We start from the raw sequence: 23,182 nt of genomic DNA, 5'->3' as shown, positions 1-23,182 counted from the left end.
CTATCTCCGTGCGACCGCCCTATGCGCGCACTATGACAATCTCGCGTCGATCGCTTGGATCAAGCGCTCCGACCGGCAAGCGCATCGAGCACCGCCGCCGGGGTAATCGGCAAGTGGCGCACGCGCGCACCCACTGCGGCGAAGATCGCATTGCCGATCGCGGGCGCGACCACCGTCGTCGCGGGTTCGCCAAGGCCAACGGGGACGTGCTCGCTTTCGACAAAGGCAATGTCCAGTTCGGGCACATCGGCCATGCGCAGCGGCTGATAGGTGTCGAGATTGGTATCCTTGACCAGTCCGTTGACGAATTCGGTGCCCTCATGAAGCGCCATGCTCAGGCCCCACAAAGCGGCCCCCTGTGTTTGCGCCAGCGCGCCATCGGGATCGACGATCGTCCCAGCATCGGTGACCAAAGTCAGCTTCTCGACGCGCACCACACCGGTCTTGCGATCGACATGAACGCGCGCGACGCAGGCCACCCAGGTCGGCATGTCGCGCTCCTGCCCGAAGCTGGTGGCGATGCCGAGCGCAGTGTCGGGCGGCAATTTCTCGCCCCAGTCCGCGCGGGCGGCGGCGCGGCGCACCACTTCGGCCTGGCGCAGCGCCCCGCCAATGGCGCTGGGGGCCGACCCGGCATTGCGACCGGCCCCGGTCAGCAATTTCAGGCGGAAGGCGACCGGATCGCTTTTTACCTGCAGCGCCGCTTCATCGATAAAACTTTCCACCGCCCAGTTGGTCCAGCCCGGCCCGACCGAGCGCAGCCAGCCCGAGCGGATGGTGGTGTTGGCGAGATCGTTGGGAATGGCATGGACGGTCTGGTGGCCGACTTCATACCAATGGTCCGCGCCCGAAATGGCGAACGGGTCATAGGCCCCGCCGCTCTTGGTCTTGGCGAGGAGGGCGGGGGCGTTCATCTGCGTCGGCCAGCCCGCAGCAGCGTGATGCTCCATCGCGATCACCGCATTGTTCTTGTCGAAGCTCATGCGCACGCGCTGGACCGAGGGCGAGCGCACCGAATCGAACAGCGCGTCGTCCTGCCGCGTCAGCACCATCTTGACCGGACGCCCCAGCGCCTTGGCCGCCAGCGCGGCGGGGACGGCATAATCGCCATTGAGCCGCCGCCCGAAGCCGCCGCCCAGCATATAGGTGCGCAGGATGATCTTTGTCTCGGGCACGCCGAGCGCCTTGGCCAGCGTCGGGAGGATCAGGCTTTGCCACTGGTTGCCGGTATGGATTTCGAAGCGGCCGTCCTTCTCGAAGGCGAGCGCGTTGAGCGGTTCCAACTGGAAATGCAGCACGGTGCTGGTGGTGTAGACGCGCTCGAGCGTGCTGGCGGCGTTGCCGGGCTTGGGCCCCGTGTTGACGATGTCGAGCGCGACGCCGCTCTCGCTCTTGCCCGCCAGGTCGGCGGCATGGGCTTGCAGGTCTTTTTCGGAGGTGGTCGCGCCTGGTCCGGCGGTCCAGGTGACCTGGAGCAGGTCGGCGGCGCGGATCGCGGCGGGGTAATTTTGCGCGATCACCATCACCCAGCCGGGCACCGTGTCCGACGGGTCTTCGATGATGAGATAGCGCAAATAGCCGCGCACCGTCTTGGCCTTGCTGTCATCGACCGACACCACCTTTGAGCCGAAGCGCGTTGGCGGCAGCTTGGGCCGGGCATAGACCATGTTCGGCACCTTGGCATCGATGCCATAGAGCGCGGTGCCGTCGGTCTTGGTGGCGATGTCGAGCGCCGCAACCTGCTTGCCGATCAGGCGACGGTCCTTGACCGGCTTGATCGGCAGCGCCTTCAGTTCGTCGGGGGTGAATTGGCGGGCGACGCCGCCGCGCTTGGCGATGTCGCCATAGGAAATCGAGCGACCGCCCGCATGGACCGCGCCGCCACGCGCGGTGCAATTGGCGGCACTGGTGCCGAGCAGCTTCGCGCCTGCTTCGATCAGGGCGATGCGACCGGCGGCACCCGCCTGGCTGAACACGGGGAAGGTCTGCCACACCGACCAGCTCCCGCCGGTGACCATCAGGCCCCATTTGAGATCGGTATCGACATGGACGATGCGGACCTTGTCCCAGTCGGCCTCCAGTTCATCGGCGAGAATGCGCGCGAGTGCGGTGCCGACATGCTGGCCCATTTCGGCGCGGATGATGTTGACGGTGACGATCCCGGCGGCGTCGATCCCGAACCAGATTGACGGTTCGAATTGCGGGCCGGTCGGGGCGGCGGGGGTGCCGCCGGGCACGGCGGGATCGATCGCGGCCAGCACTTGCGAAAAGCCGAAGGCGATCCCGGCGGCACCACTGGCGACAAGGAAGCCGCGGCGCGACAGCGGGTTGCGGGCGGCTTCGGCGGTCGAGGCGAGGCGGCTCATGCCTTGGGTCCTTCCGCCAGCGTGCCTGCCGCCTGCCGGATCGCGGCGCGGATGCGGACATAGGTCATGCAGCGGCACAGATTGCCCGTCATCACCGCGTCAATGTCTTCATCGGTGGGTGCCGGGAAATCCTTGAGCATGGCGGCGGCCTGCATGATCTGGCCCGACTGGCAGTAACCGCATTGCGGCACCTGAATCTCGCGCCACGCCTGTTGCAGCGGATGCTCGCCCTTCGGGTCGAGCCCCTCGATTGTGGTGACATCGGCACCGTCGACTGCGGAGACCGGGGTGATGCACGACCTTGTCGCGCGGCCACCGACATGCACGGTGCAGGCCCCGCACAGACCGATGCCGCAGCCGAACTTGGTGCCGGTCAGCCCAATATCGTCACGGATGACCCACAAGAGCGGGGTATCCTCCTCGACCGTGGTGGTAACCGAGCGACCGTTGATCGTGAAACTGGTCATCACTCCTGGCCCTTGCCCTGCGCGCGGATCGCCGCGACTTTCTGTTCGAGATCGGGCCACGCCGCCTTGGTCGTCCGCGTTGCGCGCAGATAGGCGGCGATGCGGGCGACATCGGCGTTGCTGAAGCCCGTGCCAAAGCCCGGCATCACCACGCCCGGTGCACCGTCCTTCGCGTCGATGCCGTAGAGGATGACGCGGATCACATTGGTCGGATCATCGAGATGGACCGTGCTGTTGAGCGCCAGGTCTGGCCGCAACGGGTTGAGCCCCTTACTGCCATTGTAATGGCACGATGCGCAGGCGGCGGTGAACAGCCGCGCGCCCGGATCGTATTGCAGGCCGGTGCCGATACGGTCGGTGGCGAGCGCCTTCTGGATCAGCGCGGCATCCTGCCCGGCACGGGCCACCGAGCCGTTGAAGCTGGTGAAATAGGTGGCGATCGCGGCAACATCGGAGGCGGGCAAATGCGCGAGACCACGCGGCACCGCCGCCATCGGCCCTGCCGCCGTGCCGTGATACAGGCTGACCCCGGTGCCGAGATAGGCAACCAATTCGCTCTGGCTCCACGCGATCGGCGCGGGGTTGGTCCTGTCGAGCGGCGGCGCGATCCAGTTGTCAATCGCGGCACCGGCATAAGGCTTGCCCTTGAGCTCGGCACCCAGCGCCCCGCGCGGTGTGTGGCACGCCCCGCAATGGCTGATTCCCTCGGCAAGATAGGCCCCGCGATTCCACGTCGCATCCTTGGTTGTCACCGGCACATAACGGCCAGGCTTGAAGAACAGCAGTTTCCAGCCAGCCTGCAACATGCGGATGTTGAGCGGGAAGGGCAGGCCATTGGCCTTGTCCTCGGCGCGCACCGCAGGCTGCGTCATCAGATAGGCGTACAGTGCCGATACATCGGCATCGGTCAGCTTGGTGAAATGATCATAGGGGAAAGCGGGGAAGAGATGTGCGCCGTCGCGCCGCACGCCTTCATGCATGGCGCGGCGGAAGGCGGTTTCGGACCAGCCGCCAATGCCGGTGTCGACATCGGGGGTGATGTTGGTCGAATAGATCGTGCCGAAGGTGGTGGCCATCGCATAGCCGCCCGCCAACGCAGCGCCACCCTTGGCGGTGTGGCACGATGCGCAATAGCCGGCACTGGCCAGCACTGCGCCCTTGGCGACGAGGGCGGGCGCAAAGGATGCCGCCGCCGGGCGCGCGATCGGGGCAATCGCAGGCCGCCAGGCAAAGCCCGTAAAGATCGCCAGGCCAACAAGAAGGGCGAGGACGCCACCGAGAAAAATGCGTTTCACCACGCCGTGCCCGCCGCCATCATATTCACCCTGTGCTTCGCGTGCTTCTGACAGGGCAATCGCGCTTTCCGCGCCCGACGTCCAGAAACAAATCGCGCTTATCCCGCCAACACGCGCGCGCGGCGCTTGCGTCATGCAAATGTTAGCGCTACCTCTCTCATCATAGCGCGGTTACGCGCATCGGGAGAGGAATGATGGCGTATCGCGTGATTGGGGCAGTGATGATGTGTGGCGTGGCCACGCTGGCGCTTGCCCAGGATCGGATTCCGGATCGGGCCCCGGATGGCCGGAAATATCTGTCGCAGCCGCTGGTGACATCGATCTACACGGCAGACCCGTCCGCGCATGTCTTTGCGGGCAAGATTTACGTCTACCCAAGCCACGACGTGCCGACCGCCATTCCCGACGATGATCTGGGCAACGAATATGCGATGCACGATTACCGTGTGCTGCGGATGGATCGCATTGGCGGCCCCGTCACGGTGGGCCCGGTCGCGCTCGATGTGAAGCAGGTGCCGTGGGCGTCGCAGCAAATGTGGGCACCCGATGCCGCCTATAAGAACGGCACCTATTATCTGTATTTCCCGGCGCGCGACAAAGCCCGTGACAAGAACGGGTTGGGCACGTTCCTCATCGGTGTCGCTACTTCGAAAAATCCGATGGGCCCGTTCAAGGCCGAGCCCAAGCCGATCGCGGGCAGCTTCTCGATGGATCCGGCGGTGTTCACCGATCAGGACGGCAAGAGCTATATGTATTTTGGCGGCATCTGGGGCGGGCAGCTCCAGCGCTGGAAGAATGGCAGCTTCGATGCCAACGGCAGCGATACCGATTTGCATCAAGATGATCAGCCGGCGCTGACCGGCAAGGTCGTGCGCATGAATGCCGATATGAAGAGCTTCGCCGAGACTCCGCGCGATGCAGTGATCCTCGACGAAAAGGGCAAGCCGATCCTCGGTGGCGACCATGACCGGCGCTTCTTCGAAGCATCGTGGGTGTTCAAGCGCGGTGGCCAATATTATTACACCTACTCGACCGGCGACACGCATTTCCTGAACTATGCGACCGGCACCAATCCTTACGGGCCCTTCACCTATCGCGGGCATTTCCTGCTGCCGGTGCAGGGGTGGACGACGCACCATTCGATCATCCAGACCGGCGGCAAATGGTGGCTGTTCTATGCGGACACGCAGCTCAGCAACAAGAACCACCTGCGCAACGTCAAGGTGACCGAACTTTCCTTCAACGCCGACGGGACGATCAAGCCGATCGATCCTTTCGTCAAATAAGGCCTGCGATGTTTCTCGGAATCGATATCGGTACGTCGGGCGTCAAGGCGGTCGTGCTTGACACGCACGGCGCGGTGGTTGGGCAGGGCACCGCTGCGCTGAGCGTGCAGCGCCCGCACCCCTTATGGTCCGAACAGAACCCGGAGGATTGGTGGCAGGCGACCAGCGCCGCGGTGCTGGCGATCGACCCGGCGGTCCGCCGCGCGGTGCGCGGCATCGGGCTCGCCGGGCAAATGCACGGCGCGACCTTGCTCGGTGCCGACGATCGGCCGTTGCGCCCGGCGATCCTGTGGAATGACGGACGCTCTTTCGCCGAATGCGCCGTGCTTGAAGCGACAACGCCCGAGTTTCGCACGATCGGTGGCAATATCGTGATGCCGGGCTTCACCGCGCCCAAGCTCGAATGGGTGCGCCGCCACGAGCCCGACATTTTCGCGCAGGTCGCGACCGTGCTGCTGCCGAAGGATTATGTCCGTCTACGCATGACCGGCGAGAAAGCCTCCGACATGTCGGATTCTGCCGGCACCTTGTGGCTCGACGTCGCCGGTCGGCGCTGGAGTGACACGTTGCTCGCGGCGTGCGGGCTGACGCAAGCGCAGATGCCGCGCCTTGTCGAGGGCACCGATGTCGCCGGGGTGCTCCGTGCGGACATCGCCAAGGCCTGGGGAATTGCGCAGGTTCCCGTCGCGGGCGGGGCCGGCGACAATGCCGGCGGGGCGGCGGGTGTGGGCGTCGTGACCGATGGCAAGGCGTTGCTGTCGCTCGGCACCTCGGGCGTCATCTTCGTCGCCAATGATCGCTTCAGGCCCAATCCGGCACGCGCGGTCCATGCCTTCTGCCATTGCCTGCCCGACATGTGGCACCAAATGTCGGTGCACCTGAGTGCGGCATCCTGCATCGATTGGGTCGCGCGCCTGACAGGGGCAAGCGGTGCCGCCGAAGTGTTCCAGCGCGCCGAAGCGGCGGGCGTGGCCAACGGGCCTGAGATTTTCCTCCCCTATCTCTCGGGCGAGCGCACCCCGCATAACGACGCGCAAGTGCGGGGTGCGTTCGTCGGGCTCGACAACGATACCGATCCCAACCGGCTTGCGCAGGCGGTGCTGGAAGGCGTGGCGTTCGCGCTCGCTGACGGGCTCGACGTGCTGCGCGAGGCCGGGACCGAGGTTGCCGAACTGGCCGTGATCGGCGGCGGCGCGCGGTCGCGTTACTGGGGCGAGACGCTCGCCGCCGCGATGGAGGTGCCGTTGGTGTATCTCAAGGGCGGCGAGGTCGGCCCTGCGCTCGGGGCCGCGCGGCTCGCGCAGATCGCGGTCGATGGCGGCACCCCGGCCGAGGTGTGCGTCGCCCCGCCGGTGTCGCACCGCATCGCGCCCAACGCTGAACTGACGGCGCGGCTCGCGCCCAAGAAAGCGGTGTTCCGCGCCGCTTACGCTCAGATTTCTCCCCTTACTCACTCCAATTGACCCCCAAGGAGCGCCCGATGGCCACCGATTTCTTCGCCGATATTCCCCAGATCACCTTCAAAGGCCCAGGCACCGACGACGATCTTGCATACCGTTTCTACGACAAGGACCGGATCGTGCTCGGCAAGCGGATGGAAGACCATCTGCGCTTCGCCGCCTGTTTCTGGCACACCTTCTGCTGGCCGGGGTCGGACGTGTTTGGCGGAGGTACGTTCAACCGTCCGTGGCATGCCGGTGCCAATGATGCCGCCGCCGCCGAGCATAAACGCCGCGTTGCGTTCGAGTTCTTCACCAAGCTCGATATTCCATATTACTGCTTCCACGATGTCGACGTGATGGCCGATGCGACCACTGTCGCCGAGCATCGCCGCAATTTCGCCGAAGCCGTCGATCATCTCGAGCAGCTTCAGGCAGCGTCGGGCCGCAAGCTGTTGTGGGGCACCGCCAACCTGTTCAGCCACCCGCGCTTTGCCGCTGGTGGCGCGACCAACCCCAATCCGGAAGTGTTCGCGTTCGGCGCGATGCAGGTGCGCGACGCACTTGAAGCCACGCATCGTCTGGGTGGCGCAAACTATGTGCTGTGGGGCGGTCGAGAAGGCTATGAGACGCTGCTCAACACCGATCTTAAGCGCGAGCTCGACAATCTCGGCCGCTTCCTGTCGCTCGTCGTCGAGCACAAGCACAAGATCGGCTTCACCGGCACGATCCTGATCGAACCCAAGCCGTTCGAGCCGACCAAGCACCAGTACGACTTCGACACCGCTACGGTGTACGGTTTCCTCAAGCGCTATGGCCTTGAGAATGAAGTGAAGGTCAATATCGAGGCGAACCACGCAACCCTCGCCAGCCACACCTTCGAGCATGAGATCGCCACCGCAGCGGCGCTCGGCATCTTCGGCTCGATCGATGCGAACCGCGGCGATCCGCAAAATGGCTGGGATACCGACCAATTCCCCAATTCCGTCGAAGAACTGACGCTCGCCAATCTCGAAATCCTGCGCGCGGGCGGGTTCACCACCGGCGGCTTCAATTTCGATGCCAAGGTGCGGCGCCAGTCGATGGACGCGATCGACCTGTTCTATGGCCATGTTGGCGCAATCGACGTGGTGGCGAAGGGGCTGCTCAATGCCGCCGCGCTGATCGAAGACGGTCGTCTCGACGCGATCAAGGCCGAACGCTATGCCGGATGGGAGGGCGATCTTGGCCAGCAAATCGGCACGCTCGATCTTGCCGCGATCGCTGACCTGGCGGTCGAACAGGCGATCGACCCCAAGCCGCGTTCGGGCCGCCAGGAGCGAATCGAAAATTTGATCAATCGCTTCATTTAACAGCGGTTAGGATACGCAGTATCGGTGTCACCAGCCGACCGCCCCGGTGCTTGACAGCGCCGGGGCGGTCGTCAAGGTAACGCTATCAAGGATGAGGGTCGCGTGGAGGGGTTAATGGCGAGCGAGAACGACGCAAGCGCGTCGGCGCTACCGGTGGATTGGCAGGACGGCGTGTTTGTCGGTCGTATTGCGACCGATGCCGGGCCGAGCCCGATGTTGGTTGTGCGGGGCGAAGCGTTCGACATGTCCGCGCGCGCGCCGACGGTCGCCGATTTGGTCGAATCGGGGGATTTCAGCGCATCGGGCGGGGTATCGCTGGGCGCGTTTGGAGCGGATCTGTCGCGGCTGCTGGCACCGGTCGATCTGCAATGCGTGAAGGCGTGCGGGGTCACCTTCGCGCTTTCGGCGATCGAACGCGTGATCGAGGAGCGCGCACGCGGGGATTCCTCTGCTGCTGCCGACATCCGCGCGCGGCTCGAATCGCGCGTCGGCGGCTCGATCCGCGCGGTCGTTCCCGGCACGACGGAAGCGGCCGAGCTTAAACGGGCGCTGATCGAGGACGGCCTGTGGTCGCAATATCTCGAAGTCGCGATCGGCCCCGATGCCGAAGTGTTCACCAAGGCCCCGGTGCTCTCCAGCGTCGGGCCCGATGCCGAGATCGGTATCCGGTCGGATTCGACCTGGAACAATCCCGAGCCGGAAATTGCCTTGCTGGTGGACAGTCGTGGCAAAGCGGTCGGCGCAACTCTTGGCAATGACGTCAATTTGCGCGATTTCGAGGGGCGCTCGGCGCTGCTGCTGGGTAAGGCCAAGGACAATAATGCGTCGTGCGCGCTCGGGCCGCTGGTGCGGCTGTTCGACGATGGCTTCACCATCGACGATGTGCGCCGCGCCGAAGTGCGGCTGCGGATTGAGGGCGCGGACGGCTATGTGCTGGAAGGCACCAGTAGCATGAGCCAGATCAGCCGCGATCCGCTCGATCTGGTGCGCCAGACGCTGAGTGAACACCAATATCCCGACGGCTTTGCGCTGTTCCTCGGCACGCTGTTCGCGCCGGTGCAGGATCGCGACGAGCCGGGCCGGGGCTTCACCCACAAGATTGGCGACCGCGTGACGATCGCGAGTGACCGGCTTGGGCGGCTGACCAACCGCGTGGTCACGTCGCGCGATGCGGCACCGTGGGATTTCGGGATTCGCGCGCTGATCGCAAACCTGGCCGGGCGCGGCCTGTTGGAGACGAGCAAGTGACCGGCACGCGCGCGATTTACCCGAGCCTTGTCGGCAAGCGGGTGCTGGTGACGGGCGGTGCCAGCGGCATTGGCGCAGGCCTGGTCCAAGCCTTTGCCGAGCAACAGGCCAACGTCGCCTTTATCGATGTCGACCAGACTGCGGGCGCGGACATTGCCGAGCGCTTTGCCCCCGGTCGCTTCCACTTTTGCGATCTGCGTGATCCGACGGCGTTGGGTGAAGCGATCGCGGCGATTGCCGAGGATCTCGGCGGGATCGACATTCTCATCAACAATGCCGCGAGCGACGATCGCCATAGCGTTGACGAGGTGACCCCGGCATATTGGGACGAGCGGATGGCGACCAATTTGCGCCATCTGTTCTTCGCCGCACAAGCCGTAGTGCCGGGCATGCGCGCGGCGGGCGGCGGTGTGATCATCAATTTCGGGTCGATCAGCTGGCATTTGGGCTTGCCCGATCTCGTGCTGTACCAGACCGCCAAGGCCGCGATCGAGGGCATGACGCGCGGTCTCGCGCGTGATCTCGGGCGCGACGGCATCCGCGTCACCACGATCGTGCCCGGCAATGTGCAGACGCCGCGCCAGCAGCGCTGGTATACACCCGAAGGCGAAGCCGAGATCGTCGCGGCGCAATGCCTGTCGGGGCGGATCCAGCCGGTTGACGTCGCGGCGCTTGCCTTGTTCCTGGCCTCGGACGATGCGCATATGTGTACGGGCCACGATTATTTCGTGGACGCGGGTTGGCGCTGATGGCGAGCGCACCCGTCACGATCGCGCCGCTCGGCGCAACGCTCGGCGAAGGGCCGATGTGGGACGTCGCCACGCAGACTTTGTGGTGCGTCGATATCAAGCGGCATCTGGTGTTTCGGTTCGATCCCGCGACTGCGGCGATCTCATCCTGGACCGCGCCGGGCGAAGTCGGCTGGGTGCTGCCGCGCGCGGGCGGCGGGATGGTCGTCGGGGTGCAATCCGGTCTGTATGGGTTCGATCCGGCGGGTGGCAGCTTTACGCCGCTGATCGATCCCGAGCCGCATATGCCGGGCAATCGCCTGAACGATGCGACGACCGATGCGGCCGGACGGATCTGGTTCGGCAGCATGGACAATGGCGAGCAAGCGGAGAGCGGTCGGCTGTATCGGCACGATCACCGTGGGTGTGCCGATGCGGGTCTCGAGCCGGTTGCGATCACCAACGGTCCGGCGATCTCGCCCGATGGCACCACGCTCTACCACACCGATACGCTGGGGCGGACGGTGTGGCAGGTGCCGATCCGGGAAGACGGCACGCTGGGCGCTCCCACGCCGTTCGTCGAGATTGCGGCGGGCGAGGGCCATCCCGATGGATCGACCACCGATGCCGATGGCGGCGTGTGGGTCGCGCTGTTTGGCGGCTGGGGTGTGCGGCATTATGATCCGGCGGGCACGCTGATCGAGACGGTACGCTTCCCTGTCGCCAACATCACCAAGATCGCTTTTGGCGGCGCGGGTCTGCGCACGGCTTATGCCACCACTGCGCGCAAGGGGTTGAGCGCCGCCGAACTGGCGGCGCAGCCCGAGGCGGGCAATCTGTTCGCCTTCGACCCCGGGGTCCAAGGGATGGCGACACATGCGGCAAAAATATAACAATCGATAGGGAGCGGAAGACGGATCATGGCAACGCTGGCGCAACCCGACATGCAACGGGTCAATATAGGTTTTATCGCTTCGATCGTCGTGGTGGCGACGATCGGCGGCTTCATGTTCGGCTATGATTCGGGCGTCATCAACGGCACCCAGAAGGGGCTTGAGGCGGCGTTCGAGCTGGGCAAGCTCGGCATCGGCATCAATGTGGGCGCGATCCTGGTCGGCTCCTCGATCGGTGCGTTCGGCGCGGGGCGCTTGTCGGATGCCTATGGCCGCCGCACGGTGATGATGGGGGCGGCCGTGCTGTTCCTGATCAGCGCGCTGCTCGCGGGCGGTGCCAGCAGCTCGATCCTGTTCATCGTCGCGCGCATCATCGGCGGCCTTGGCGTCGGTGCCGCCAGCGTGATTTCGCCGGTGTACATCTCCGAAGTTACCCCGGCGTCGATCCGCGGGCGCTTGTCGAGTGTGCAGCAAGTGATGATCATCACCGGTCTGACCGGCGCGTTCGTCGCAAACTTCGCGCTGGCCCGCTATGCTGGCGGCTCGACCGCGCAATTCTGGCTCGGCTTTCCGGCATGGCGCTGGATGTTCTGGCTGCAGGCGCTGCCGGCGGCGATCTATTTCCTGGCGCTTCTCACGATCCCGGAAAGCCCGCGCTATCTCGTCGTAAAGGGCCATACCGAGCGCGCGCGCGCGGTGCTGACCAAATTGTTCGGGTCCGACGAGGCCGATCGCAAGGTCGCCGAGATCGCCGCGAGCCTGGCCGCCGACCATCACAAGCCGCGCCTGTCCGACCTGATCGACAAGACCACCGGCAAGATCCGCCCGATTCTGTGGGCGGGCATCGGGCTCGCGGTGTTCCAGCAGCTCGTCGGCATCAATGTCGTCTTCTATTATGGCGCAACCTTGTGGGAAGCGGTCGGCTTCTCCGAGGATTATGCCCTGCAGACCAACATTCTGTCGGGCGTGCTGTCGATTGGCGCGTGTGTCTTCACGATCGCGTTCGTTGACAAGATCGGGCGCAAGCCGCTGCTGCTGATCGGCTCGGCCGGCATGGCGGTAACGCTGGCGACGGTGGCCTATGCCTTCTCGACCGCCGTGACCGCGCCTGATGGCGGAGTGTCGCTGCCCGGTAATAACGGCGTGATCGCGCTGGTCGCGGCCAATCTGTACGTCGTCTTCTTCAACTTCAGCTGGGGCCCGATCATGTGGGTCATGCTGGGCGAAATGTTTCCGAACCAGATCCGCGGGTCGGGGCTGGCGGTGTCGGGCTTTGCCCAGTGGATCGCCAATGCGGCGATCTCGGTCAGCTTCCCGGCGCTGGCGGTGTCGCCCGGCTTGGCGGTCACCTATACAGGCTATGCCGTGTTCGCAGGCATCTCGTTCTTCTTCGTCCAGGCGATGGTCAAGGAAACGCGCGGCCGCGAACTGGAAGCGATGGAGGGATAAGAGCCCTCGGATAGCAGGAAAGGCGAGGGCGCTGATTTCGGTCAGCGCCCTTCTTTTTATTTTGGCGGCGCATCCGATTGGCGGCGGATCAACGCATAGTCCGCCAGCACGTGCGGATGATCGACGCTGCTGTCATTGGCATTGCGCATGCGGATTTCGCGCACCAGCAGCTCGATCGCGGTGCGCGACATTTCGGTCACCGGCTGGCGGATGGTGGTGAGTTCGGGCCAGATCGTCGTCGCCAGCACGGTATCGTCGAACCCGCACACGGTCAGGTCGCCCGGTACGTCGAGCCCTTTGCGGTGGGCGATTGCCACGGCGGCCGCGGCCATATCGTCGTTCGAGGCAAAGATGGCGGTCGGCGGCTCGTGCAGGCCAAGCAGCCGTTCCGCCGCCTCCAGCCCGGAACGATAGGTAAACAGCCCGGCACCGACACGTTCGGGTAAAAACGCCAGCCCCATATCGGCAAGGGCCGCGCGATACCCGGCCAGCCGCTCGCCACTGGCGGTTTGTTTCGGGTCGCCGGTAATGAAGCCGATCCGCGTGTGGCCGAGTGCGCCGAGATGGCGCGTCATGTCATAGGCGGCGCGACGGTCATCGATGCTGACGGAAAGCGCCCAATCGGGCGCGCGTCCGGTTGCCACCGCGACCACCGGGATGCCGTGGCCTTCAAGGGCGGCCAGCACCACGGGCGAATCGCTCAGCGGCGGAGGCAGGGCGATGCCGTCGATCCGCCCCTGTAACAGGCGTTCGATCGTCGCCGCCTCATGGCCATCCTCTTCGCATTTCTCGATCACGAGCTGGACGTTGCTGCGGCTGGCCTGATCGAGCCCGCCGACCAGGAAGTCGCTGAAATAGGTCAGCGAGGGATTGGTATGCAGCAGGCAAATGCGGATCTCCTCGCCGCCCGCCAGCGCCCGCGCGGCGGCGTTCGGCGCATAGCCCAGCGCCGCGATCGCGGATTCGACGCTGGCGCGGGTCGCGGGGCGAACACTGCCCTTGCCATTCACCACCCGCGACACCGTCATCGGCGAGACCCCGGCATGGGCCGCGACATCGGTGATGGTGGGAACATTATGTTGACGACGCGAGCTGCGAATTTCCTTCATGCACGTCCTTTCTATGCCACTTCTATGGCGGAGTGGTGCGCTACGGCAAGCCGGTGTCGCGATGGTACTTGCCCATGCCCCCCCGCATCGGCCATGTGGCCGCGATGACGTTTCAAGTCGACATGGGCCTCGACGCGGGCGGCGCGCCCGTCCCGATCGATCTCGAAGAATTGCTGGCCACGCGGTTGCTCGTGCAAGGCAATTCGGGCTCGGGAAAATCGCATCTGCTGCGCCGCTTGCTCGAACGCAGTGCAGGGCAGGTGCAGCAGATCATCATCGATCCCGAGGGCGATTTCGTTACGCTCGGCGAACGCTATGGCCATGTCGCCATTACGGCTGCGGAGTATTCGGTGGCGGAGATCGCCCGCTTTGCCGCGCGCATCCGCGAACATCGCACTTCGGTGGTGCTCGATCTCGAAGGCCTGGAGATGGAAGGGCAGATGCGCTGTGCCGCCGCCTTTCTGTCGGCGCTGTTCGATGCGCCGCGCGACCACTGGTTTCCGGCGCTGGTGGTGGTCGACGAAGCGCAGGTGTTCGCGCCCTCAATGGGGGCGGAAGTGACCGAGGAAGTCCGCCGCGCCTCGCTTGGCGCGATGACCAATTTGATGTGTCGTGGCCGCAAGCGCGGGCTCGCCGGGATCATCGCGACGCAGCGCCTCGCCAAACTCGCCAAGAACGTCGCCGCCGAAGCCTCCAACTTCCTGATGGGGCGCACCTTCCTCGACATCGACATGGCGCGCGCGGCCGATTTGCTGGGGATGGAGCGGCGGCAGGCCGAGCAGATCCGGGATCTTGCGCGCGGTACCTTCCTCGCGCTGGGGCCGGCGGTATCGCGCCGACCCGTGGCGATTCGCATCGGCACGGTCGAAACCGGCTCGCGGGGTGGTGGTCCTGCGCTGATCCCGCTGCCCGATGCGCAGGCGGGCGACATGCGGCAATTCCTGTTTGCGGAAATGGAGGAGCCGGTGCGGCCCGCCCCGCCGCCGCCACGCGCGGTCCCCGCCGAATCTGTGTTCGCGCAGATCGAAACCGTCGTCGCGCCCGATCCCGTTCAGATGCTGCCGCAACGCGACCCCGAGGAGCTTGCCCAGATCGTCACCGACGTGCTGCGCGCGATCGTCGCGGACGCGGATTCGACCGCGCGCCCGGCGGCAGTGTTGTACCAGGATTTTCAGGTACGCTGCCGTATGGTCGGTGTGCATCCTGCGCCGCTTGATCCGTCCGGCTTTTCGCGGCGGCTGGCGGCCGGGCGGGCGGGAATTTTCGAGGGGCTCGACGGTGATTGGGGCGAAGCGCTGGCGCTGGCACGCGATCTGCCGGACGAAATGCTCGGCTGCTTCCTGTTGGTGGCGAAGGCCGCGCGGGAGGGGTTGCCATGCCCGAGCGACGAGGCGGTGGCGCAGACCTATGGCACCAGTTCGCTCGGACGGGCGCGGCGCGTGATCGGCTATATTGAGGGCCGCAACCTGCTGGTGACGCGGACCGATCTGTCGGGCAAGCGCTCGATGACGATCCCCGCTTTGGGATGGACCACGGCGCCCGCCGACGCTGGATGACAAAGCGTTCAGGTTACGCCGAACTGGTTGCAGTGCGGCACGGCGCACTCTAGGCGCGGCACGATGTCTGCCATGTCCTATCGATCCGAATCGGGCAAAGGACGATTCCGCGGCATCGCGCTGGCACTCGTCGTCGAGGCGCTGGTGGCATTGCTGCTTTTGCAGCTTGGCACGGGCATCTTTCATAAGACCGAGAAGCAAAAACCGCTCATCACCTTCGACGTGAAGCCGATCGGCCCGCTCCAGTCCAAGCAGTCGCAAAAGACCAGGGTGGCGAACAAGCGCAAGGTGGTGACCAAAACCTCAGCCGCACCGCCGCCGCCGGTCGGGCCGCCCCCGGTGAAGACGCCTGTGCCCTCCAAGCTGATCGAGCTAAGCTCAGACGAATTCGCCGCGTCCGACATCGGCAAGATTCCTGCGCATCAAGGCGAGGGCGACGATTCGGGTAATGGCAAGGATAGCGTTGCCGCTTACGGGCCAGGGCAGGGGCCGGGCGGTGCCGCGCTGTATAATGCCGAATGGTTACACGGGCAGCCGAGCAGGGCCGAGATGGCACCATATCTCCGCGATTATGCGAAGGCAGATTCGGGTTGGGCGTTGATCGCGTGCAGGACCGCGCCCGATTACCGCGTCGAAAATTGTCGCGGGCTGGATGAATCGCCGCCGGGTGGCGGGCTGGCGCGCGCGCTGCGGCTGGCGGCATGGCAGTTCCGGGTCCGCCCGCCCCGGATCGGTGGCAAGCCTATCATTGGGGCATGGGTGCGGATCCGCTTCGATTTGACCGTCGGCTTCCAGAAGTAACGCAGGCTTAGCCTGTCGGCAGCGTGTCCAGATAGGCGCGGATGTCGTCACTGATCGGAAGCGGCTTGCCGGTGGGCAAGTGGACGTTGACGATTACCATATCGATCACGGTGTGCAGCGCGCCGGTCTCCGCATGGCACAGCTCGAAGCGTTGCGTCAGGCTCGACCCGCCGACCCGCGCGATGCGGACGAACGCCTCGATCGTATCGCCCCACACGAAGGGCTTCAGATAGTCGATCTCGGTGCGGCGGACATGGAATTCGGTGTGCGTCCACGCGTCGCCGAGCGCGGCACCGATACCGGTCCATTCCCAGAATTCGCTCACCGCAACATCGGCATATTCGAGATAGCGCGAGTTGAAGACCACCTTCTGCCCGTCAATTTCGGCGTAGCGGACCTTGAAACGAGTCGAAAAAGCGAAACCGGGACGCGTCATCAAAACAAGAGCCTTAAACCGACGATGGCAAGCACCGCTGCGAGAATCGGGCGCAAGACGCGGTCGGATATGCGGGATGCGACCAAACTGCCAACGATGATTCCAGGAATAGACCCGAGCAGCAGCGAAAACAGCAACGTCCCATCGACCGACCCGAGCAGCCAGTGGCCAAAGCCCCCGAGCAGCGTCAGCGGCACCGCATGGGCAATATCGGACCCGACCAGCCGGTTGATCGGCAAGGTCGGATAGAGGATCAGCAATGCGGTCATGCCAAGTGCCCCCGCGCCGACCGAGGTAACCGACACCAGCACCCCCAGCACCGCACCGAGCAGCACCGTCAGCCATTTAAGCCGCGCAGTCCCGATCGTGCCGAACAGGCGCGTCAGCGAGCCCACGATGCGCGCCCGGAAGATCGTCGCCACCGCCGACAGCACCAGCGTGACGCCCAGCGCCGCCGAGATCGCATGGCCGGTATCCTGCTTTTCCGATGCGTAATGCAGCACGATGATCGTCAGAATCGTCGCGGGCACGCTGCCGGCGGCGAGTCGCGCCACCACGTGCCAGTCGACCGTCCCGCGCCAGCCATGCACCGTCGTCCCCACGCTCTTGGTGGCGGACGCATAGAGCAGGTCGGTGCCGACGGCGGTCGCCGGATGAAAACCGAAGGCGAGCACCAGCAGCGGCGTCATCAACGATCCCCCGCCGACCCCGGTCAGCCCGACGAGCAGCCCGACGAGTACGCCGGCCAGCGAATACAGCGGGGTGATGATCATCCGGGGCGGCGGTCAGCCGGCCTTTGCGCTGGGAATATTAACCCCCATCGACACCAGATATTTCTTCACGTTGCGCGCCGCCTGGCGGAGCCTTTGTTCGTTTTCGACCATCGCGATGCGCACAAAGCCTTCCCCGTTTTCACCGTATCCCACCCCTGGCGCAACCGCGACCTTGGCGTGAGTCAGTAATTGTTTGGAGAACTCAAGGCTGCCTAGGTGCGCGAGCGCCGGGGGCAACGGTGCCCAGGCGAACATCGAGGCGGGCGGGGCGGGAATGTCCCACCCGGCGCGGCCGAAACTCTCGACCAGCACATCGCGGCGTTTGTGGTAGAGTTGGCGATTGGTCTCGACAATGTCCTGCGGGCCGTTGAGCGCCGCGCACGCCGCCGCCTGGATCGGGGTGAAAGCGCCATAATCGAGATAGGACTTCACCCGGCTCATCGCCGCGATCAACGTCTTGTTGCCGACCGCGAAGCCGATCCGCCAGCCCGCCATCGAATAGGTTTTGCTGAGCGAAGTGAACTCGATTGCGATGTCCTTCGCGCCCGGCACCTGCAGGATCGATGGCGTCGGCTTGCCGTCGAAATAGAGCTCCGAATAAGCGAGGTCGGAGATGATCCAGACCTTATTCTCCTTCGCCCAGGCGACGAGCCGCTCATAGAAAGCGAGATCGACCGCTTCGGCGGTGGGGTTGGAAGGATAGTTGACCACCAGGATCGACGGGCGCGGGACGGTGAAGGCCATCGCGCGTTCCAGCGACTCGAAATAGGCGTCGTCGGGCGTCGTCGGCACTGCGCGGATCGTCGCGCCGGCGATGATGAAGCCGAAGGTGTGGATCGGGTAAGACGGGTTGGGCGCGAGCACGACGTCGCCCGGCGCGGTGATCGCGGTGGCGAGGCTGGCGAGCCCTTCCTTTGACCCCATCGTCACCACGACTTCGGTCTCTGGGTCGACATCGACGCCGAAGCGGCGGCCGTAATAATTGGCCTGCGCGCGGCGCAGCCCCGGAATGCCCTTGGATTGCGAATAGCCATGCGCGTCGGGCTTGCGCACCACTTCGATCAATTTCTCGATGACATGCGGTGGCGGCGGAAGATCGGGGTTGCCCATGCCGAGATCGATGATGTCCTCGCCGGTCGCCCGCGCTTCCGCTCGCATCGCGTTCACTTCGGCGATGACATAGGGCGGCAGGCGCTTGATGCGATAGAATTCGTCGGACATTGCAGGGATTCCGGCTGGAGGGAGTCCTTCCTTACGCCATTATGTGTCGCGCCGTCACCCCGCCGCACACCAATATAACGAAGCGCGCGGGTTTCGCCGCACGCGTGGTGATCCGCGCTTTCGCGCAAGGGCGAGATCGGGGTATGCTCGCCCGCACCAGAAGAGGATGTCATGGCCGAATCCACGAACGCTAGCGCTGCCGCCATGCCCAGCCTCGCCGAGTTGCAGCATTGGACCTGGGTCCTCGGTCGCGCGCAGCAGATGTTGCTGGAACAGGGCCTGTCGACACTCGGCGCGGCGGAATCGGCGTTGCCGCCGATCCCGGGGCTGACCGATCCCGCCACGATGGGCCGCGTGCGCGATTTTTGGGCCGACAGCGTCTCTCTGTGGCAGCGGATGCTCGCCCCCGGCGAGGCAGTGCCCGCTGCGGAAGAATCGGTCGAGCGCACCCGTGACAAGCGCTTCAAAGATCCGCGCTGGCGTGCCGATCCGCTGTTCGACTGGATCCGCCAGAGCTATTTCCTCTTTTCCGACCAGCTTCTCGCCCAGGTCGACGCGCTCCAGGGCGTTGATGACAAGCAGCGCGAACAGATGCGCTTTGCTACGCGCGGTTTTCTGGATGCGATCAGCCCGTCCAACTTCCCCGCGACCAACCCGGAAGTGCTTGAAAAGACGATCGAGACCGGTGGCGAAAATCTGCTCAAGGGCCTGCAGAACATGTTGGCCGATCTCGCCAAGGGGCAGGTGACGCACACCGACCAGACCGCGTTCGAACTCGGCCGCAACCTGGCGACCACGCCGGGCAAGGTGATCCATCGCACCGATCTGTACGAACTGATCCAATATGCCCCTGCCACGCCCAATGTGCTGGCGGTGCCGCTGGTGATCTTCCCACCATGGATCAACCGTTTCTACATTCTCGACCTGACCGCGGAGAAAAGCTTCATTCGCTGGGCGGTCGAACAGGGCATCACCGTCTTCATGGTTTCCTGGCGATCGGCCGATGCCAGCATGAAGGACGTGGTGTGGGACGATTATATCGCCGCCCAAATCGATGCGATCGACACGGTGCGGCGCGTGCTGAAGGTGCCCGCGGTCCACACCATCGGCTATTGCGTGGCGGGCACGACGCTCACCGCGACGCTCGCGGTGCTGGCGGCGCGAGGGGAAGGTGACACGGTCAAGAGCGCGACCTTTTTTACGGCCCAGGTCGATTTCGAGAAAGCCGGGGAACTGCTGTATTTCGTCGCCGACGATCAGCTTGAGTTGCTCAAGACGCTCACCCCGGATGGCTTTCTCGATGGGCGCTACATGGCGGCGGTGTTCAACCAGTTGCGCGGGCGCGACCTGATCTGGAACTATGTCACCAACAATTATCTGCTGGGCAAGGATTATGCCCCGTTCGACCTGCTCCACTGGAATGGCGACACCACCAACCTGCCCGCGCAGTGGCACATGCGCTATCTGACCGACCTGTATCGCGACAATCTGCTGAGCAAGGCCGGGGCGCTCAGCGCGCTGGGCACGCCGATCGATCTCGGGCTGGTGAAGACGCCGAGCTACATCCAGGCCGGGCGCGAGGACCATATCGCACCGGCCGAAAGCGTGTGGGCGCTGATGCGGCTGTTCTCTGGCGAGCGCCGGTTCGTGCTGGCGGGATCCGGGCATATTGCCGGCTTGGTCAATCCGCCGAGCGCGAACAAATATCAATATTGGCTCAATCCCGAGCCGGTCGAGACGCTCGAGGCGTTTGTCGCCGGGGCACAGGAGACCAAGGGGAGCTGGTGGCCCGACTGGGTCGCTTGGCTGCGCGATCAGGATGCGGCGATGGTCCCCGCCAAGGGCGCGCGCCAACCGGGCAAGGGTTCGCTCAAGGCACTCGAGGACGCGCCCGGACGTTACGTAAAGCAGCGTTAAAGATCGAAGGGGAGGGCCGAAACTACGGAGTTTCACTTATGTTGCAGTGCAACATTTCGCTTGCATTTGGCACCAGTGCTGCTATATTGCAGTGCAGCATTGGTGTAGGAGAGATCCGATCATGGCAAGCAAGGGCCCAAAGTCAGACGCGGCACCGAAAGCCCCAAAACCGGCCGCGAAGGCGGCCGGACCATCGGCCGTGGCCGAGGCTGGCGTCGCTCCCGCAAAACCCGCTGCTCCCAAGACACGGACCGCCGCCGCTGCGGTGAAAACCCCACCGGTTCCTGCAGTGCTTCCGGCCCCGGTCCCGGAAGTGCCCGAACCGGTCGTCGTGGCCCCTGCCGTCGACGAGGTCGCACCGGCACCGATTGCAGCAGCACCCCAAGTGCCCGCTCCAGCGGTGTCCGCGCCCGAGCCTGTTCGTATCCCTGACCCGGTTCTTACCGTCGAAGCCCCCAAACCCGTCGCCGCCGCCGCGCCGACCGTTACGCAGAAGGAAATCTTCACCATGGAAAACACCATCAAAGCCGCTACCGACAAGGTCCAGGAACAGGCCAAGGCCCTGTTCGCCGATGTCAACGATCGCACCAAGACGGCCGTTGAAAAGGGCACCAAGCTGGTCGAGGAATTCAACGAATTCTCGAAGGGGAACGTTGAAGCCATCGTCGAATCGTCGAAGATCGCTGCCAAGGGCATCGAGACGATGGGCCAGGACGCCGCCGAATATAGCCGCAAGCATTTCGAAGGCGCGACCGCCGCGCTGAAGAGCCTGTCGAGCGTCAAGACCCCGTCGGACTTCTTCAAGCTGCAGAGCGACTATGTTCGCAGCGCGTTCGACTCGATCGTCGCCGAAACCTCGAAGAACACCGAGTCGCTGGTGAAGCTCGCCGGTGAGGTCGCCCAGCCGATCTCGAACCGCGTTGCGCTTGCCGCCGAGAAGATCAAGATCAGCGCATAAGCTGATCTTCGTCCACATCGGACAGGAGAGGGCGGTCCCGGCTGGGGCCGCCCTTTTTGTTTGCCCCCTTGCCCTCACCCCCGGCAATGCCATATTTTAGGCAACAGATGATCGACCGTAGCGCAATCTCGATGGCGGAACGCCGTGATGACGGAACCGGGGACGGGCCGGACGACGGCACTGGCCTGGGCGTCGCAACGCGCACCCGCGCCAAGACCAAGCAGCCGACGCCTTATCGCGTGCTGCTGCTCAATGACGATTACACCCCGATGGAATTCGTCGTGCTCGTGCTGCAGCGCTTCTTCCGCATGGATATGGAGGCGGCGACCCGGGTGATGCTCCATGTCCACCAGAAGGGCGTCGGGGTGTGCGGCATCTTCAGCTACGAAGTCGCCGAGACCAAGGTCAGCCAGGTCATCGATTTCGCGCGGCAGAACCAGCATCCGCTGCAATGCATGTTGGAAAAGGCCTGATTTAGCCGGACGTTTCTGCGCGCCTCGTCGCAATTCGCCTATCGTGCTTGCGCGGGCGGTGCGAGGCGATAAACGAGATCCATGGATCGTATTCTCATTCGCGGCGGCAATCGCCTGTCGGGCCGTCTTCCCATTTCCGGTGCCAAGAACGCCGCGCTCACGCTGATGCCGTGCGCCTTGCTGACCGAGGAGCCGGTGACGCTGCGCAATCTGCCGCGTCTGGCCGATGTCGACAGCTTCGGGCATCTGCTCAACCAGCTTGGGTGTTCAACTCGAATCGAGGGCGCGCGGCCCGAGGATTTCGGTCGGGTGATGACGATCCGCGCGGGTAAGCTGACCGCGACCGAAGCACCGTATGACATCGTGCGCAAGATGCGCGCTTCGATCCTGGTGCTCGGCCCGCTGATCGGGCGTGCGGGCGAAGCGACCGTATCGCTGCCCGGCGGTTGCGCGATCGGCAATCGCCCGATCGACCTGCATCTGAAGGCGCTGGAGGCGATCGGCGCGCAGCTCGAAATGGCGGCGGGCTATGTCAAGGCGATCGCGCCGGGCGGGCGTCTGCCGGGCGGCAAATATACCTTCCCGATCGTTTCGGTCGGCGCGACCGAGAATGTTGTGATGGCGGCGGTGCTGGCCAAGGGCGGCAGCCGCATCGAAAATGCCGCGCGCGAGCCCGAAATCGTCGATCTGTGCAATCTGCTCGTCGCAATGGGGGCCAAGATCTCCGGCATCGGCACCGAGACGCTGGAAATCGAAGGCGTCGACCGGCTCCACGGCGCAACCTATCGCGTGATGCCCGACCGGATCGAAGCGGGCAGCTATGCCTGCGCCGCCGCCATTACGGGCGGTTCGGTCGAACTGGTCGGCGTGAAGATGGACGATATGCGCGCCACCACCGCCGCCTTGATCGCGGCCGGGGTGACGCTGGAGGAGCGCGGTGAGAATCTGCTGGTTTCCGCGACCAACGGCATCAAGCCGCTGACGCTGTCGACCGCGCCGTTCCCCGGCTTCGCGACCGATATGCAGGCGCAGTTCATGGCGATGCTGTGCCTGGCCGACGGTGCCAGCGTACTGACCGAGACGATCTTCGAGAACCGTTACATGCACGTGCCCGAACTGGCGCGGATGGGCGCGGACATCCTCGTGCAGGGCCGCACCGCCGTGGTGCGCGGCGTGCCCAAATTGGTCGGCGCGCCGGTGATGGCGACCGATCTGCGCGCCTCGATGAGCCTGATCATCGCCGGGCTCGTCGCCGAGGGCGAGACGCAAGTCAGCCGCGTCTATCACCTCGATCGCGGTTATGAGCGGCTCGAGGAAAAGCTGAGCGCGGTCGGGGCCGATATCGAGCGCGTCGGCGACGGTTAAGGGCGGACGCCACCGCTCCCGTTCGTTTCGAGCGAAGTCGAGAAACCTGG

At 64.8% G+C, this 23,182-nt stretch carries 20 protein-coding genes; 13 read left to right on the top strand and 7 right to left on the bottom strand.

The genetic code is table 11. The features are described 5' to 3' along the window. Positions 1 to 59 precede the first annotated feature (59 nt). Genes EJC47_RS01540 through EJC47_RS01530 form a run of 3 tightly spaced genes read right to left on the bottom strand, consistent with a single transcriptional unit; the run spans position 60 to position 4,263 of the window. Positions 60 to 2,366, bottom strand: coding sequence for a xanthine dehydrogenase family protein molybdopterin-binding subunit (locus tag EJC47_RS01540; RefSeq protein ID WP_126845192.1), 2,307 nt, complete (start codon positions 2,364 to 2,366; stop codon positions 60 to 62). Continuing rightward, positions 2,363 to 2,833: a (2Fe-2S)-binding protein gene (locus EJC47_RS01535; protein ID WP_126845191.1), complete on the bottom strand. Its 471-nt coding sequence runs from the start codon at positions 2,831 to 2,833 to the stop codon at positions 2,363 to 2,365. The genes EJC47_RS01540 and EJC47_RS01535 overlap by 4 nt, the downstream gene beginning before the upstream one ends. Further along, positions 2,833 to 4,263 carry a c-type cytochrome gene (locus tag EJC47_RS01530; protein ID WP_260591435.1) on the bottom strand — a complete coding sequence of 477 codons (1,431 nt, stop codon included), beginning with the start codon at positions 4,261 to 4,263 and terminating at the stop codon, positions 2,833 to 2,835. The genes EJC47_RS01535 and EJC47_RS01530 overlap by 1 nt, the downstream gene beginning before the upstream one ends. A gap of 59 nt (positions 4,264 to 4,322) precedes the next feature. On the opposite strand from EJC47_RS01530, the gene EJC47_RS01525 reads away from it, so the two are divergent. From EJC47_RS01525 to EJC47_RS01495, 7 genes are all read left to right on the top strand, one after another. Continuing rightward, positions 4,323 to 5,414 (top strand): glycoside hydrolase family 43 protein, encoded by a 1,092-nt coding sequence (locus EJC47_RS01525; RefSeq protein WP_126845190.1) that lies wholly within the window; start codon positions 4,323 to 4,325, stop codon positions 5,412 to 5,414. A gap of 8 nt (positions 5,415 to 5,422) precedes the next feature. Further along, positions 5,423 to 6,877: a xylulokinase gene (gene xylB, locus EJC47_RS01520; RefSeq protein WP_126845189.1), complete on the top strand. Its 1,455-nt coding sequence runs from the start codon at positions 5,423 to 5,425 to the stop codon at positions 6,875 to 6,877. 17 nt (positions 6,878 to 6,894) lie between these two features. Next, positions 6,895 to 8,205, top strand: coding sequence for a xylose isomerase (xylA, locus tag EJC47_RS01515; protein WP_126845188.1), 1,311 nt, complete (start codon positions 6,895 to 6,897; stop codon positions 8,203 to 8,205). Between the two features lie 114 nt (positions 8,206 to 8,319). Continuing rightward, positions 8,320 to 9,453 carry a fumarylacetoacetate hydrolase family protein gene (locus tag EJC47_RS01510; protein ID WP_126845187.1) on the top strand — a complete coding sequence of 378 codons (1,134 nt, stop codon included), beginning with the start codon at positions 8,320 to 8,322 and terminating at the stop codon, positions 9,451 to 9,453. Next, on the top strand, positions 9,450 to 10,202 hold the full coding sequence (locus EJC47_RS01505) for an SDR family NAD(P)-dependent oxidoreductase (RefSeq protein WP_126845186.1): 753 nt from the start codon (positions 9,450 to 9,452) through the stop codon (positions 10,200 to 10,202). Before EJC47_RS01510 ends, EJC47_RS01505 begins: the two co-directional genes overlap by 4 nt. Beyond that, a complete protein-coding gene (locus EJC47_RS01500; protein ID WP_126845185.1) occupies positions 10,202 to 11,074 on the top strand; it encodes an SMP-30/gluconolactonase/LRE family protein in 873 nt (290 codons plus the stop codon). Before EJC47_RS01505 ends, EJC47_RS01500 begins: the two co-directional genes overlap by 1 nt. A 27-nt stretch (positions 11,075 to 11,101) precedes the next feature. After that, on the top strand, positions 11,102 to 12,523 hold the full coding sequence (locus EJC47_RS01495; protein WP_405053002.1) for a sugar porter family MFS transporter: 1,422 nt from the start codon (positions 11,102 to 11,104) through the stop codon (positions 12,521 to 12,523). A gap of 56 nt (positions 12,524 to 12,579) precedes the next feature. Here the strand turns inward: EJC47_RS01495 and EJC47_RS01490 are convergent, their stop codons facing one another. After that, a complete protein-coding gene (locus tag EJC47_RS01490; protein WP_033965296.1) occupies positions 12,580 to 13,632 on the bottom strand; it encodes a LacI family DNA-binding transcriptional regulator in 1,053 nt (350 codons plus the stop codon). Between the two features lie 104 nt (positions 13,633 to 13,736). Here EJC47_RS01490 and EJC47_RS01485 point away from each other — a divergent pair, with 104 nt between their 5' ends. Next, positions 13,737 to 15,188 (top strand): ATP-binding protein, encoded by a 1,452-nt coding sequence (locus tag EJC47_RS01485; protein WP_126845231.1) that lies wholly within the window; start codon positions 13,737 to 13,739, stop codon positions 15,186 to 15,188. Between the two features lie 63 nt (positions 15,189 to 15,251). Next, complete coding sequence (locus tag EJC47_RS01480; RefSeq protein WP_126845184.1) at positions 15,252 to 15,989, top strand: hypothetical protein; 738 nt, start codon at positions 15,252 to 15,254, stop codon at positions 15,987 to 15,989. Between the two features lie 7 nt (positions 15,990 to 15,996). Here EJC47_RS01480 and EJC47_RS01475 read toward each other — a convergent pair whose 3' ends face one another. Genes EJC47_RS01475 through EJC47_RS01465 form a run of 3 tightly spaced genes read right to left on the bottom strand, consistent with a single transcriptional unit; the run spans position 15,997 to position 18,419 of the window. After that, on the bottom strand, positions 15,997 to 16,425 hold the full coding sequence (locus tag EJC47_RS01475) for an acyl-CoA thioesterase (RefSeq protein ID WP_126845183.1): 429 nt from the start codon (positions 16,423 to 16,425) through the stop codon (positions 15,997 to 15,999). After that, positions 16,425 to 17,198 carry a sulfite exporter TauE/SafE family protein gene (locus tag EJC47_RS01470; RefSeq protein ID WP_033965300.1) on the bottom strand — a complete coding sequence of 258 codons (774 nt, stop codon included), beginning with the start codon at positions 17,196 to 17,198 and terminating at the stop codon, positions 16,425 to 16,427. Before EJC47_RS01470 ends, EJC47_RS01475 begins: the two co-directional genes overlap by 1 nt. 12 nt (positions 17,199 to 17,210) lie before the next feature. Continuing rightward, positions 17,211 to 18,419, bottom strand: coding sequence for an LL-diaminopimelate aminotransferase (locus tag EJC47_RS01465; RefSeq protein ID WP_033965302.1), 1,209 nt, complete (start codon positions 18,417 to 18,419; stop codon positions 17,211 to 17,213). Positions 18,420 to 18,590: 171 nt separating this feature from the next. Between EJC47_RS01465 and EJC47_RS01460 the strand changes: the two genes are divergently transcribed. The 4 genes from EJC47_RS01460 (at position 18,591) to murA (ending at position 23,132) form a co-directional block, all read left to right on the top strand. Beyond that, positions 18,591 to 20,336 carry a PHA/PHB synthase family protein gene (locus EJC47_RS01460; protein ID WP_126845182.1) on the top strand — a complete coding sequence of 582 codons (1,746 nt, stop codon included), beginning with the start codon at positions 18,591 to 18,593 and terminating at the stop codon, positions 20,334 to 20,336. A 121-nt stretch (positions 20,337 to 20,457) separates the two neighbouring features. Continuing rightward, complete coding sequence (locus EJC47_RS01455; protein WP_126845181.1) at positions 20,458 to 21,294, top strand: phasin family protein; 837 nt, start codon at positions 20,458 to 20,460, stop codon at positions 21,292 to 21,294. Between the two features lie 131 nt (positions 21,295 to 21,425). Then, positions 21,426 to 21,767 (top strand): ATP-dependent Clp protease adapter ClpS, encoded by a 342-nt coding sequence (gene clpS / locus EJC47_RS01450; protein WP_029622891.1) that lies wholly within the window; start codon positions 21,426 to 21,428, stop codon positions 21,765 to 21,767. 81 nt (positions 21,768 to 21,848) lie between these two features. Next, positions 21,849 to 23,132, top strand: coding sequence for a UDP-N-acetylglucosamine 1-carboxyvinyltransferase (murA, locus tag EJC47_RS01445; RefSeq protein ID WP_126845180.1), 1,284 nt, complete (start codon positions 21,849 to 21,851; stop codon positions 23,130 to 23,132). Positions 23,133 to 23,182: the final 50 nt, after the last annotated feature.

Origin of the sequence: Sphingomonas sp. TF3 (genome assembly GCF_003985085.1) — a bacterium.
Lineage (GTDB): Bacteria > Pseudomonadota > Alphaproteobacteria > Sphingomonadales > Sphingomonadaceae > Sphingomonas.
The sequence above is the reverse complement of the archived record's forward strand: the minus strand, read 5'-3'. Positions and strand labels throughout refer to the sequence as shown.